The following is a 13,234-nucleotide window of genomic DNA, read 5'->3' as shown; positions in this document are numbered from 1 at the left end:
AGATTAGAGGAAATTCAGATGCAATTTGATCAAGTTTCAGTAGGCAAAAAAGCCAATGTATTTTTCGATGGTAAATGCGTATCCCATACCGTGACTTTGCCTAACGGTATTCGTAAATCAGTAGGCGTGGTATTGCCAAGTACTTTACGTTTTGATTTGAGCACTAAAGAAATCATGGAAGTGGTAGATGGCAACGCGTTCGTAAGCATTAATGGTGCTCCAGAGCAAGAGTTCAAAGCAGGTCAAAGCTGGGAAGTAGAAAAGGGTGGGTATTTCATCGTTCGTGCTGAGCAACCAGTTCATTACGTTTGCCACTTCGAATAAGTCAGGCGCATGTAAAGCAAAACGCAGACCTCGGTCTGCGTTTTTTATTGGCAACTTCTTTAATGTTTAGCTCTTAGGTAGTCCAGTGATTACGGTTCCCGGTACGATGACTCGCTCTGAGAACCATTGCTTATTCATTTCTAGCGCATAACGCACCGCTGCCTTTGGACAATGGTTATTGGTCGTATCTGCTTGCATCTCTTCGATATTCACAATCTTGCCGTCATCAGCAATAAAGGCGATAGACAGGGGGATCTTGGTATTGTTCATCCAAAAGCAATGGCCAGCCTTTTGTTCAAAGACAAATAACATGCCAGAGTTCGGTGGCATGGTGGTGCGATTCATCAAACCCACTTCCCTTGCTTTGGGGTTATCAGCGAGCTCTGCCTGAATGCGATAAATACCCGTTTTTAATTCAATCGTGGGCAAACCAACATTTACTTGTGCTAGCGCTAATCCTGATGCAGCTAGAAAGAGAGAGGTAAGTAGAGTGGCGCAAGAGTGGCGCAAGAAATTTTTAGATGTAGACATGTATTGAATTTTAAGCGAGAAAAAATGCAGACGAAAAAAAACCCAGGAACAAGTCCTGGGTTTTTAGATAATGATCTAAGAGACGATTAAGCCGCTTGGATATTGGTAGCTTGCTTGCCTTTAGGGCCTTGGGTAATGTCAAACGTTACCTTTTGGTTTTCCTTAAGGGTTTTGAACCCAGGCATAGTAATTGCGCTGAAATGCGCGAACAACTCTTCTTCACCATCATCAGGTTTGATAAAGCCAAAACCTTTTGCATCATTGAACCACTTAACAATTCCGGTCGCCATGCGAACTCCATTACATAAACTTAAAACAACCGTGATGAGGGTAAATACTTTTTAATCAGTCTCGCTCCACAACACGCCTAAATAGAACCTCAATAAGGCCTACCCCCCGATTGTTTGCCCTTTTTGTAGGGGTGTCAAGGAGTTATATGTGCTTACCCCCTAGTAATTACCCCTTTTTTTCTCGAAAAATGCCCCAATATGGGTTAAACAGGGGTTTTTGCGGGGTTTTTGCAACAAGACCCCGTTAATTAAAGTTTTGATATCTGTGTTTAGAATGTTTCTCATGAGTCGCACACCTAAGAATCCCACGACCGGTAATCCGGCCAATCCTTACGTCGAGGATACGATTCTGCTCGAAAAGCAGGCAGAAAAAGTTAAAGCACCATCGATGTTTAAAGTATTGTTATTGAATGACGATTACACCCCAATGGAATTTGTGGTGATGGTGATTCAAGAGTATTTCAATAAAGATCATGAAACTGCTACACGCATCATGTTGCAGGTTCATTTGGTTGGTAAGGGTATCTGCGGAGTTTTTACTCGCGATGTTGCTGCCACGAAAGTGCATCAAGTTGTTGAATTATCCCGTGAAGCGGGCCACCCACTACAGTGCACTATGGAGGAAGCATGATTGCCCAGGAACTAGAAGTCAGTTTGCACATGGCGTTCGTTGACGCAAGAGCTTCTCGTCACGAATTCATTACGGTGGAACATTTGTTGGCTGCGTTACTTGATAACGCTACTGCAGTCGAGGTGCTGAAAGCTTGCGCCGTCAACATTGCAGAGCTACGCGCACAACTGAAAAATTTTATTAATGACAACACGCCTGTGGTGCCTGGTACGGATGAGGTGGATACGCAGCCTACCTTAGGCTTCCAACGTGTGATTCAGCGCGCCATCATGCACGTGCAATCCACATCTAATGGCAAAAAAGAAGTTACGGGCGCAAATGTACTTGTAGCAATCTTTGGTGAAAAAGATTCTCATGCGGTTTACTTCTTGCAACAGCAAGGTGTCACACGTCTAGACGTGGTGAACTTCATTAGTCATGGTGTACGTAAAGACCAGACTGAGCACGTCAAGCCGGCTGACCAAGCGCAAGAGACTGAAGAGTCTGCTGCCTCTGGAAAAGAAAGTCCTTTAGATCAGTACACCCAAAATCTCAATGTTTTAGCTCGTCAAGGAAAAATTGATCCGCTGATTGGGCGCGATAGTGAGGTCGAACGCGTTATTCAGGTGCTGTGCCGTCGCCGCAAGAACAATCCCTTGCTGGTAGGCGAAGCTGGTGTTGGTAAGACTGCGATTGCGGAGGGCTTAGCCTGGCGTATTGTGAAGGGCGATGTGCCTGATATTTTGGCTGACGCAACGGTCTACTCACTCGATATGGGTGCGCTCTTGGCTGGTACTAAGTATCGTGGCGATTTTGAACAGCGTCTCAAGAGTGTTTTGAAATCATTGAAAGATCATGCGCATGGCGTTTTGTTTATCGATGAAATTCATACTTTGATTGGTGCTGGTGCGGCATCTGGTGGAACGCTCGATGCAAGTAACTTATTGAAGCCTGCTTTATCTAACGGCCAGCTCAAATGTATTGGCGCAACTACCTTTACTGAATACCGCGGTATTTTTGAAAAAGATGCTGCGTTATCTCGTCGCTTTCAGAAGGTCGATGTTGTCGAGCCAACGGTAGATCAGACAGTGCAAATTTTGCGCGGTCTCAAATCACGTTTTGAAGAACACCATAGCGTGAAATACGCAGCCGCTGCATTAGTAGCTGCCGCAGAACTTTCTTCACGCTATATCAACGATCGTCATTTGCCAGATAAAGCGATTGACGTGATTGATGAGGCGGGAGCTGCGCAACGCATTTTGCCGAAGTCTAAGCAAAAGAAAACAATTGGCCGTCCTGAGATTGAGGAGATTGTTGCTAAGATTGCCCGCATACCGCCCCAATCAGTCACCGTGGACGATCGTAGTAAGTTGCAAACCTTGGACCGCGATATTAAGAGCGTGGTGTTTGGACAAGACCCTGCTATTGAGGCCTTGGCTAGCGCCATTAAGATGACCCGTGCCGGTCTCGGTAAGATCGATCGCCCAATCGGATCATTCTTATTCTCTGGGCCTACTGGCGTTGGTAAGACTGAGGTTGCTAAGCAGCTTGCCTATATTTTAGGAATTGAGCTACTACGTTTTGATATGTCTGAGTACATGGAGCGTCATGCTGTTAGTCGTTTGATCGGCGCCCCTCCAGGTTATGTCGGCTTTGATCAAGGCGGACTGCTGACTGAGGCTGTTAATAAGAAGCCCCATTGCGTACTCTTGCTTGATGAGATTGAAAAAGCCCATCCGGACATTTTTAATATCCTCTTGCAAGTGATGGATCATGGGACTTTGACGGATAACAACGGTCGCAAAACGGATTTTCGCAATGTCATCATCATCATGACAACCAATGCTGGTGCAGAGGCAATGCAGAAATCGACTATCGGCTTTACCAATGCTCGTGAGTCTGGCGATGAGATGGCTGATATTAAGAAATTCTTCACGCCTGAGTTCCGTAACCGTTTAGATGCGATTGTTTCCTTCAAGGCGCTGGATGAGACCATCATCATGCGTGTAGTGGATAAATTCTTAATGCAATTAGAAGAGCAGTTGCATGAGAAAAAAGTTGACGCTACTTTCAGCCCAGCTTTGCGAGCTCACTTAGCGAAGCATGGATTTGATCCGCTGATGGGTGCTCGACCAATGCAGCGGATTATTCAAGATACTGTTCGTAAGGCGCTTGCCGATGAATTACTATTTGGTAAGTTAGCTCAAGGTGGTCACGTAGCAGTAGATATTGATGCGGATGGCAAGGTGCAGTTAGAGTTTGATGCGCCGACCCTTCCACGCAAAGCGCCTAAGACTGATATTGCTTCAGCCGAAGAAATTTAAATCTTTCAATACCTATAAAAAAGGAAAACATGTCCCATCACGATAAATTACTCGAAGCTTTTGAAACTTACAAAGCCGAAAATGAAAAGTTTCAAGGTAAGGGCGTAAAGGCTTCTGCTGCTCGTGCTCGTAAAGCACTGCAAGAGATTGCCGGTTCTTGTAAAGAGCGCCGTAAAGAAATCACTGCAGAAAAAGAATCTCGTGAAGGCGCTGGAGCTGGTATGTCACAAGATGCAGCTCGTCATGCGCATGTCCGCAAGTAAGACGGTAAAGCTTTAATGAAGAGCCACCCTAGGGTGGCTTTTTCTTTGTCCGCCTGATAAATGATGTCCATTTGGTGATACATTGATTGATCTTTCATGGAGAACGCTATGTCACAGTTAACCCGCCCAGAACATGACCTTTTGGGAGATGCGCAAGTTCCGGCAGATGCATATTGGGGTATCCATACCCTCAGGGCGATCGAGAACTATCCCATTACGGGAAAAATGATTGGCACATACTCTGATTTGATTAAGTCTTTGGCTTATGTGAAAGAGGCTGCTGCAAAAGCAAACTTAGAGATGGGACATTTGGACCCCAAAAAAGCTGAAGCAATTATTACGGCCTGCCACGAAATTGAATCTGGAAAGTGGCATGATCAGTTTGTTGTCGATGTCATTCAAGGCGGTGCAGGTACTTCTACCAATATGAACGCCAATGAAGTGATTGCCAATCGTGCTTTAGAAATCCTGGGCTATCCCAAAGGAGACTATGCACATCTGCACCCCATTAATGATGTCAACATGTCGCAAAGCACCAATGACGTTTATCCCACTTCATTAAGGCTTGCAACTTGCCTTGCCATCCCAACACTTTTAAAAGCAATGGAATCTTTAAGTAACGCCTTTGCTGATAAGGCTGAAGAATTTAAAGATATTTTAAAAATTGGTAGAACTCAGCTACAAGATGCCGTTCCGATGACGCTAGGTCAAGAGTTTTCAACCTACGCCGTCATGATTCGGGAAGATGTGGAGCGATTAAAAGAGGCAATCTCATTGATCGCGGAAATTAATTTGGGGGCAACAGCAATTGGCACCGGTATCAATACCGACGTGCGGTATTCGAAGCTAGCGATTGCAAATCTCAAGAAGATCTCAGGAGTCGATGTCATTGTTTCGCCGAATCTGATCGAGGCTACCCAAGATTGCGGTGCTTTTGTTCAGCTTTCTGGGGTATTGAAGCGAGTGGCGGTAAAGCTATCCAAAATTTGCAATGATTTGCGCTTACTCTCCAGCGGTCCACAGGCGGGCCTCAATGAGATTCGCCTTCCTGCTCGCGCTGCTGGTTCATCCATCATGCCCGGTAAGGTAAATCCAGTTATTCCAGAGGTGGTTAATCAGATTGCCTTTGAGGTCATTGGTAATGATGTGACTATTACGATGGCGGCAGAGGGTGGTCAATTGCAGCTCAATGCATTTGAGCCCATCATTGCGCATAGTCTGTTTAAGAGCATTGAACATTTGGCGGCAATTGTAATACTTTAAAAACCCATTGTGTGGTGGGTATTACAGCTAATCGTGAGGTATTGGCTGAGCGCGTTCGTACTTCAGCCGGCTTGGCAACAGCTCTCAATCCTTATCTTGGTTATGAAAATGCCACCATGATTGCGAAGCGGGCCCTACAAGAAAATTGCTCAGTAGCCGATTTAGTCTTAGAGCTTGGCCTCATGGATAAAGAAACTCTAGATAAAATCCTAAGTCCAGCAGTACTCACCGCCCCTGGCATCCAGTCAAAGTAAACAAGGAAAACCATGTCGTCAAAAAAACTCACCCACTTTATCCTTGGCGCGATGATCCTGGGGATCATTAGCGGCTTTCTCGTTAACCGTTATGGTGCGACTTCAGGATTTGCTGTGCAGTATGTTGAATATATCTCGGTGCTCACCGATATCTTCTTACGCTTGATCAAAATGATTATTGCGCCATTAGTCTTCAGCACTTTGGTGGTAGGTATCGCCAGAATGGGCGATGCCTCAGCGATTGGCCGGGTAGGATTGAAAACCTTCGGTTGGTTCATTTCCATGTCAATGGTGTCATTGCTATTGGGTTTATTCATGGTCAATTTGCTGGATCCGGGTATTGGCGTTAACTTGCCTATACCCGAAGTAACAGCGAGTACTGGCTTAGATAAGGGTGGCTTTCATGTACGTGAGTTTTTTCAGCACATCTTCCCCAGCAGTATTTTTGAGGCGATGAGCAAGAATGAAATCCTACAAATCGTAGTCTTTGCAATCTTTTTTGGTGTGGCTGCTGGTAGTTTTGGACAGCGTGCTGAAGAGTTCGTTCGGAATCTGGATATGCTGTCGCACATCATGCTCAAGATCACTACAGCGGTCATGAAGTTTGCTCCAGTGGCTGTATTTGCAGCCGTCTCTTCGGTGATTGCAGAAAATGGCTTAGATATTCTGTTTACTTATGGCAAGTTTATGGCCAGTTTCTATGCCTCGATATTGATGCTCTGGCTAGTGATCATCTTAATTAGCTCTCTGGTTCTCAAAAGACGTGCCTTTCATTTGGTATCTATGTTGCGTGAACCAATTCTTCTGGCCTTCACTACCGCAAGTTCGGAGGCTGCTTATCCAATGACGCTAGAGCAAGTTGAGCGTTTTGGTTGTAAAAATAAAATTGCCTCCTTTGTATTGCCAATAGGCTACTCATTTAATTTAGATGGCTCGATGATGTACTGCTCATTCGCAGCAGTCTTTATTGCGCAGGTATATGGGATTGATATGCCTCTATCGCAGCAACTCATTATGTTGCTCGTTTTAATGATTACCTCTAAAGGGATTGCGGGCGTCCCACGCGCATCACTAGTGGTGATTGCAGCAACCCTTTCACAATTTAATTTGCCTGAAGCAGGCGTCTTATTGATCCTGGGAATTGATCACTTCTTAGATATGGCGCGCTCTGCTACCAATGTGCTCGGTAATGGCCTGGCTACTGCAGTGATCTCCAAGTGGGAGGGGGAGTTAGATCCTCACGGATCGCATTCCTAATAATGTAAATTCTAGAAGTTAGACAATAAAAAACCACCTCCGGGTGGTTTTTTATCTCACAGTAATTGCGAATGCTTAACTTCTACCAGTGCTTCCAAAGCCGCCTGCGCCACGACTGCTTTCGGTAAATTCTTCCACGACTTTGAGCTCCACCTGCATCACGGGCATCACAACCAATTGCGCTAAACGCTCCATCGGCTCTAGCTTGAAAGGAGTTGAGCCGCGATTCCAAGTGCTCACCATGAGTTGACCCTGGTAGTCAGAATCAATTAGGCCAACAAGATTGCCGAGCACGATGCCGTGTTTATGACCCAGTCCTGAGCGCGGCAGAATAAAGGCCGCATAACGGGGGTCTTCAACATAAATGGCTAGACCAGTTGGTATCAACACAGTTTGGCCGGGAGCAATTTCAATAGTTTCATCAATACAGGCTCTTAAGTCGAGTCCTGCACTGCCAGATGTGCCATAACTAGGCAGCTGATCGCGCATGCGTTCATCGAGAATTTTGACTTGAAGTGATTGCATGAGATTTCCTAAAGCGGGGTAGAAGTAATAGCGGGGATTAAAAAGAAGATGCTTATATTTTCTTGGCAAGCAGTTGAATCAGTTGCCGTGCTAATTGCAGCTTTTCAGCTTTCGCCAGTTTTTTGTTGCCCTGAGCATCGATTACCAAGAGTTGATTTAAGTCGCTACCAAAAGTGTCCGGACCAATGTTGCCTACAATCATCGGAATACCTTTGCGCTTGCGCTTCTCTTCGGCATGCGCTTCTAGGTTGGTGGACTCTGCTGCAAATCCAACACAATAAGGGTGAGGCTTGCCACCCTTGGTTTTCACGGTCTTAGCAACATCCAGAAGTATGTCAGGGTTGGCAATAAATTCTATTGAGGGCGCTTTTTGTCCCTGACGCTTCATCTTTTCTTTAGCAGGCTTGGCAATTCCCCAGTCCGCTACCGCAGCAACAGCGAAGAAGATGTCGCTATCGGTTGATTTAAGGGCTGCTGCATGCATTTCTTTGGCACTGACGACGTCGGTACGGATAATTTTTCCAGTCGCTGCCAGGGGAGTCTCAAGGTCACAGGGGCCAGCAATGAGATGGACTTCTGCGCCAGCCTCCACTGCCGCGCGAGCAATCGCAAAACCCATCTTCCCCGAGCTGTGATTAGTAATTCCGCGAACGGGATCAATCGCCTCAAAGGTAGGGCCGGCAGTAATGAGTACTTTTTTACCCAGCAAAGTCTTTTTCTGAAAGAAGGCGACCACTTGTTCGCGGATTTCTGCTGGCTCGAGCATTCTGCCCATGCCCACTTCACCGCATGCCTGAAAGCCACTGGCAGGTCCTAATAAGGTCACGCCGTCATTCAACAATCTTTCTGCACTTCTCTGAGTAGCAGCGTGATCCCACATTTGTTTATTCATTGCCGGCGCAAGTAAGAGGGGGCAGTCTCTTGCTAGGCACAGAGTGCTGAGTAAATCATCCGCTAGACCCAAGGAAAGTTTAGCCATGAGGTCAGCGCTGGAGGGCGCAATCAAAATAGCATCTGCAGATCTAGATAATTCAATATGCGCCATATTGTTGGGGATGCTGCTATCCCACTGACTCTTATATACCGGATTGCCTGTGAGGGCTTGCATCGTCACTGCAGTCACAAACTGTCCCGCCGCTTCAGTCATGACTACTTGCACTGAGGCACCTTCTTGCATGAGCTGGCGTGCAAGCTCTGGAGTCTTGTAGGCAGCGATGCCACCAGAGATACCCAGAACAATTTTTTTATTTAAAAGTGATTGCATGGCGCCAGCTTAATGGGATTGGGCGGATTTGCCAAATGACTTACGAAATTCACCCCAAATAATGAGGGTAGCACCAATGCAAATAGAACTGTCAGCAATGTTGAATGCAGGCCAGTGCCAATTTGCGTAATAAAGGTCGATGAAGTCGACTACAGCACCAAACATCACTCGATCTAAAACATTGCCAAGGGCCCCGCCCAAAATAAGGCTCAGTGCGATGCACAGTATTTTTTCATCTTGGTTTTTATAGAGCAGATAAACGATATAGATTGCCGCTCCAAGACCGAGGGCCGTAAAGAACCAGCGTTGCCAGCCAGAGCCCTGTGCTAAAAAGGAGAAAGCGGCGCCTGGATTAAACAACAATAGCCAATTTAAGAATGGGAGCACTGGTTCAGGAACCCCCATCTGTAAATTACTCAATGCGGACCATTTGCTCAATTGATCAAGCAATAGCACCAAAATGGCAATTGCAAGATAACGTAGAAATGTCAGTTTCATGTAGTCCGCTTACGCAAATAGACGGTGATCGCCATCACCAAATAGGTTGCTGATACAGCGCCCACAAAGATCGGCATGTTCAGCATTGCCGCCAACATCAGCAGTGTGGTGCCAGCAACGGCCACACTTCTTATATTGGCTGCCTCGAACTAAAACTTCTAGTCCAGCATTGCTCAATTCAATATTGGCGCTGGAGGTGATGGTCACAAAGCGTAAGTCATCTTCTAGCGAGTGCAGAATGGCGAAGTCGACATCGCCAACCTTGATGGTGAGCTCAGCCTGTAAAGATGAGCCTACATGCCCAGCTTCACGTTCGATCTCAATGGCTTTGGTCACTTCAGAGCGAATTTCTCGGATACGATTCCATTTGGCCAGCAACTCTTCCGCATTCGCAACTTCTGGGAAGCTTCCAAACTCTTCCATGAAGATGGATTCTTTTGCTTTGTCATTCGAGCCATGAGGGAAGGACTGCCAAGCTTCCTCGGCGGTAAACGACAGGAATGGAGACAGCCACTTCAAGAGATTGCGAGTGATATGAAATAGTGCATTCTGTGCGGCACGACGATCGGCTGAGTCTGGTGCACTCGTATAGAGGCGATCCTTCAGAATGTCTAAATAGAATCCACCTAAATCTTCGGAGCAGAAAGTGAGCATGCGAGCAACTGCTGGCTGGAACTCATAAGCCTGGTAATGCGCTTCAATATCAGCTTGCAACTGATTGGCCAGTGCAACTGCATAGCGATCAATCTCAAGCCACTGATCTCCAGGCATTGAGTGCTTGCTTGGATCAAAGTCAGAGAGATTCGCGAGCAAGAAGCGTAAGGTATTGCGAATACGACGATAACTTTCGGTGACGCGCTTGAGAATCTCATCCGAAATCGTCATCTCACCTGAGTAGTCAGTTGAAGCTACCCATAAGCGAATGATTTCAGCGCCGAGTTTGTCTGCTACCTGTTGTGGAGCAATCACGTTACCAACAGACTTGCTCATCTTGCGGCCTTGGCCATCGACAGTAAAGCCGTGCGTCAACAGCGCCTTATAAGGAGGCTTGCCATCGAGCATTGCGCCTGTCAGCAATGATGAGTGGAACCAGCCGCGGTGTTGATCTGAGCCCTCGAGATACAAATCAGCCAAACGTCCTTTAGGTGTCTGCGCTTCAGCGGTGAGTAACTCATCGCGATGTGAACCGCGAATGACATGCCAGTGAGTTGTTCCTGAATCAAACCAGACATCCAATGTGTCGCGATTCTTTTCATAATGAGCAGCTTCATCGCCGAGCAATTCAGCTACTTCTAATTTTTGCCAAGCTTCAATACCTTCCTTTTCAACACGCTTAGCCACTTCTTCAAGAAGTTCTACAGTGCGTGGATGTGGTTCGCCACTTTCTTTATGAACAAAGAAGGCCATTGGCACACCCCATTGGCGTTGACGGGATAAGGTCCAATCTGGGCGATTGGCAATCATGCTGTGTAAACGCTGTTGACCCCATGCTGGGAAGAACTGGGTGTTTTCAATGCCTGCCAGTGCTGTTTCGCGCAAGCTTGTTGTGCCATCGGATGGTTTCTTATCCATACTGGCAAACCATTGTGAGGTAGCACGATAGATGATGGGTGACTTGTGGCGCCAGCAATGCATGTATGAGTGGGTATACGTTTTGTCGCGCAATAGACTGCCTGCTTCACGCATCGCTTCAACGATCTTTGGATTTGCCTTCCAGATGTATTCATTAGCAAAGAGAGGTAACCAAGATGCATAGACGCCATTACCCATAACTGGGTTCAAGATGTTTTTGTCATCCAAGTGATTTGCTTTACAAGATTTAAAGTCTTCCTCACCATAGGCAGGTGCTGAGTGAACAATACCTGTACCGGTATCAAGGGTCACATATTCAGCGGGATAGATTGGGGAGAGACGCTTATATCCCTCATGCAATGGCGCAAGCGGATGCCAGAAAGAAATATTCGCAAGTTGTGCGCCTGGGCATGTGGCAATGACTTTGCCTTCGAGACCATAGTCTTGTAAGCAAGTCTCAACACGATCTTTTGCCAAGATGAGTAACTTATCGCCAACATCTACTAGGGCATAGATCAGTTCAGGATGAACGTTCATCGCTTGGTTGGCAGGTATAGTCCAAGGCGTAGTCGTCCAGATCACAATCTGACCTGGTTTATTAGGTAACTCAGATAGTCCAAATACTTTGGCAAGTTGAGGGCGCTGCGCATCATCAAATGCAAAACCTACATCCACTGTTGGATCCGTCTTATCTTGGTATTCCACTTCGGCTTCAGCCAATGCAGAACCACAATCAAAGCACCAGTTCACGGGTTTTAGTCCGCGGAAGACGTAACCCTTTTCCCAGATCTTGCCGAGTGCACGAATTTCATCGGCCTCATTACGATAGCTCATAGTGAGGTAGGGATTATTCCAGTCACCCAATACTCCTAAGCGCTCAAAATCTTTCTTTTGTTTTTCAACTTGCACCAATGCATAAGCACGTGCTTTTGCCTGCACTTCTGCAGTCGGTAAATTTTTACCAAACTCTTTTTCAATCTGAATTTCAATCGGCATGCCATGACAATCCCAGCCTGGGACATATACGGAGTCAAAGCCCATTAACCAGCGAGATTTCACAATCATGTCTTTCAAAATCTTATTGACTGCATGACCAATGTGAATATCACCATTTGCATAAGGAGGGCCATCATGCAAAATGAACTTAGGTTGGTTGGCATGTGCAGCACGAATCTTTTCGTAAAGCTTATTTTTTTGCCATTGAGCAACCCATTGAGGCTCACGCTTGGCAAGGTCGCCTCGCATCGGAAACGATGTGTCTAGTAGGTTAACGGGATAGTTGTTTTCTTTTTCAGACATACGCTTTTTTCTGGAAATAATTTCTGGCATGCACTGCATCGGCTGCAATGGCTTTTGTGAGGGTGTCGAGATCCGAATACTTCTCCTCGTCACGAATTTTTTCTAAGAGTTCTACAGTAATAATTTTTCCATAGACGTCTTGTTGGTAGTCAAAGATGTGGGTTTCGAGCAATACGCGGCCTTCGTCTTCCACTGTTGGTCTTACACCCAAGCTAGCAACTGCAGCGAGCGGTTTTTCAGCAAGACCTAAGACTCGCGCAGTAAAGATACCAGTTGTTGCTGGCTTGCGATAGTGCAAGTGATTGGCTACTGCTAAGTTCAAAGTAGGAAATCCTAATTGCCGTCCCAACTGCTGTCCATGAATTACGTGACCAGAAATTCCATAAGGACGACCTAATAATTTTTCAGCCTGTTGCATGTCACCATTGGCTAGAGCAGTTCTTAAAGCGGAACTCGAAATGCGTTCACCGTCTTCAGCAATAGTTTGAATGCTAGAAACTTCAAAACCGTATTTTTCTCCAGCAGCTTTGAGACTGGCAAAATCACCGGCACGTTTTGCGCCATAGCAAAAGTCATCGCCAATCAAAATCCATTTGGCATTTAAGCGCTTCACAATAATTTCAGAGACAAACTCTTCGGGTGATAGGCGCGCAAACGCTGCGTTGAAATGTTCCACTACCACTCGGTCAATACCGATGTTGGCAAGCGCTGCTAATTTGTCGCGTAAATTCAGAATGCGGGGTGGGGCTTGTTCGGGAGAAAAGAATTCTTTGGGATGAGGCTCGAATGTCATGACACAGCTAACTAAGCCTCTTTCTTTGGCGCCATCCACGAGTTGCTTCAGCAGGGCGCGATGACCCCTGTGCACGCCATCGAAATTGCCGATGGTTAAGGCACAAGCCGGTCCTGCAGAAAACTGGGTGGGGCCACGGAATACGTTCACAAAATCGCTTTCAGGGT

12 protein-coding genes and 1 pseudogene are annotated in these 13,234 nt (G+C 46.3%); 6 read left to right on the top strand and 7 right to left on the bottom strand.

Annotation, left to right across the window (positions count from 1 at the left end; translation table 11 throughout):
* Nucleotides 1–18 precede the first annotated feature (18 nt).
* A complete protein-coding gene (locus ICN47_RS08070) occupies nt 19–324 on the top strand; it encodes a pyrimidine/purine nucleoside phosphorylase (protein WP_216219423.1) in 306 nt (101 codons plus the stop codon).
* Between the two features lie 66 nt (nt 325–390).
* Here ICN47_RS08070 and ICN47_RS08065 read toward each other — a convergent pair whose 3' ends face one another.
* Nucleotides 391–855, bottom strand: coding sequence for a DUF192 domain-containing protein (locus ICN47_RS08065; protein ID WP_216219422.1), 465 nt, complete (start codon nt 853–855; stop codon nt 391–393).
* Nucleotides 856–941: 86 nt separating this feature from the next.
* Nucleotides 942–1,145, bottom strand: coding sequence for a cold-shock protein (locus tag ICN47_RS08060; RefSeq protein ID WP_011903586.1), 204 nt, complete (start codon nt 1,143–1,145; stop codon nt 942–944).
* Between the two features lie 274 nt (nt 1,146–1,419).
* On the opposite strand from ICN47_RS08060, the gene clpS reads away from it, so the two are divergent.
* The 5 genes and pseudogenes from clpS (at nt 1,420) to ICN47_RS08035 (ending at nt 7,116) form a co-directional block, all read left to right on the top strand.
* Nucleotides 1,420–1,776: an ATP-dependent Clp protease adapter ClpS gene (gene clpS, locus ICN47_RS08055; protein WP_255538974.1), complete on the top strand. Its 357-nt coding sequence runs from the start codon at nt 1,420–1,422 to the stop codon at nt 1,774–1,776.
* Nucleotides 1,773–4,079 carry an ATP-dependent Clp protease ATP-binding subunit ClpA gene (gene clpA, locus ICN47_RS08050; RefSeq protein ID WP_216219421.1) on the top strand — a complete coding sequence of 769 codons (2,307 nt, stop codon included), beginning with the start codon at nt 1,773–1,775 and terminating at the stop codon, nt 4,077–4,079. Before clpS ends, clpA begins: the two co-directional genes overlap by 4 nt.
* Before the next feature lie 29 nt (nt 4,080–4,108).
* Nucleotides 4,109–4,342 carry a hypothetical protein gene (locus ICN47_RS08045; RefSeq protein WP_216219420.1) on the top strand — a complete coding sequence of 78 codons (234 nt, stop codon included), beginning with the start codon at nt 4,109–4,111 and terminating at the stop codon, nt 4,340–4,342.
* A gap of 108 nt (nt 4,343–4,450) precedes the next feature.
* Nucleotides 4,451–5,859: pseudogene (gene aspA / locus ICN47_RS08040) on the top strand (aspartate ammonia-lyase).
* 12 nt (nt 5,860–5,871) lie between these two features.
* Nucleotides 5,872–7,116, top strand: coding sequence for a dicarboxylate/amino acid:cation symporter (locus tag ICN47_RS08035; protein ID WP_216219419.1), 1,245 nt, complete (start codon nt 5,872–5,874; stop codon nt 7,114–7,116).
* A 75-nt stretch (nt 7,117–7,191) separates the two neighbouring features.
* On the opposite strand, the gene dut is transcribed toward ICN47_RS08035, so the two are convergent.
* Genes dut through ICN47_RS08010 form a run of 5 tightly spaced genes read right to left on the bottom strand, consistent with a single transcriptional unit; the run spans nt 7,192 to nt 13,217 of the window.
* Nucleotides 7,192–7,641: a dUTP diphosphatase gene (dut, locus tag ICN47_RS08030; RefSeq protein WP_216219418.1), complete on the bottom strand. Its 450-nt coding sequence runs from the start codon at nt 7,639–7,641 to the stop codon at nt 7,192–7,194.
* 52 nt (nt 7,642–7,693) lie between these two features.
* A complete protein-coding gene (coaBC, locus tag ICN47_RS08025; protein ID WP_216219417.1) occupies nt 7,694–8,905 on the bottom strand; it encodes a bifunctional phosphopantothenoylcysteine decarboxylase/phosphopantothenate--cysteine ligase CoaBC in 1,212 nt (403 codons plus the stop codon).
* A gap of 9 nt (nt 8,906–8,914) precedes the next feature.
* A complete protein-coding gene (lspA, locus tag ICN47_RS08020; protein WP_216219416.1) occupies nt 8,915–9,403 on the bottom strand; it encodes a signal peptidase II in 489 nt (162 codons plus the stop codon).
* Nucleotides 9,404–9,412: 9 nt separating this feature from the next.
* A complete protein-coding gene (gene ileS, locus ICN47_RS08015) occupies nt 9,413–12,292 on the bottom strand; it encodes an isoleucine--tRNA ligase (RefSeq protein WP_370626294.1) in 2,880 nt (959 codons plus the stop codon).
* Entirely contained in the window at nt 12,267–13,217 is a 951-nt protein-coding gene (locus ICN47_RS08010; protein WP_216219414.1) for a bifunctional riboflavin kinase/FAD synthetase, read from the bottom strand. Before ICN47_RS08010 ends, ileS begins: the two co-directional genes overlap by 26 nt.
* Nucleotides 13,218–13,234 lie beyond the last annotated feature (17 nt).

The organism is Polynucleobacter sp. AP-Latsch-80-C2 (genome assembly GCF_018882185.1).
In the GTDB taxonomy this organism is placed as follows: Bacteria; Pseudomonadota; Gammaproteobacteria; order Burkholderiales; family Burkholderiaceae; genus Polynucleobacter.
Note: the sequence above shows the minus strand (reverse complement) of the source record. Positions and strands in the feature narration are given on the sequence as shown.

What these genes read in the sequence shown, in the direction of transcription:
- ICN47_RS08065 (WP_216219422.1), bottom strand. Translation starts at nt 855, where the DNA reads ATGTCTACATCTAAAAATTTCTTGCGCCACTCTTGCGCCACTCTACTT.
- ICN47_RS08045 (WP_216219420.1), top strand. Translation starts at nt 4,109, where the DNA reads ATGTCCCATCACGATAAATTACTCGAAGCTTTTGAAACTTACAAAGCC.
- lspA (WP_216219416.1), bottom strand. Translation starts at nt 9,403, where the DNA reads ATGAAACTGACATTTCTACGTTATCTTGCAATTGCCATTTTGGTGCTA.
- clpA (WP_216219421.1), top strand. Translation starts at nt 1,773, where the DNA reads ATGATTGCCCAGGAACTAGAAGTCAGTTTGCACATGGCGTTCGTTGAC.
- dut (WP_216219418.1), bottom strand. Translation starts at nt 7,641, where the DNA reads ATGCAATCACTTCAAGTCAAAATTCTCGATGAACGCATGCGCGATCAG.
- clpS (WP_255538974.1), top strand. Translation starts at nt 1,420, where the DNA reads ATGTTTCTCATGAGTCGCACACCTAAGAATCCCACGACCGGTAATCCG.
- ICN47_RS08035 (WP_216219419.1), top strand. Translation starts at nt 5,872, where the DNA reads ATGTCGTCAAAAAAACTCACCCACTTTATCCTTGGCGCGATGATCCTG.
- ICN47_RS08070 (WP_216219423.1), top strand. Translation starts at nt 19, where the DNA reads ATGCAATTTGATCAAGTTTCAGTAGGCAAAAAAGCCAATGTATTTTTC.
- coaBC (WP_216219417.1), bottom strand. Translation starts at nt 8,905, where the DNA reads ATGCAATCACTTTTAAATAAAAAAATTGTTCTGGGTATCTCTGGTGGC.
- ICN47_RS08060 (WP_011903586.1), bottom strand. Translation starts at nt 1,145, where the DNA reads ATGGCGACCGGAATTGTTAAGTGGTTCAATGATGCAAAAGGTTTTGGC.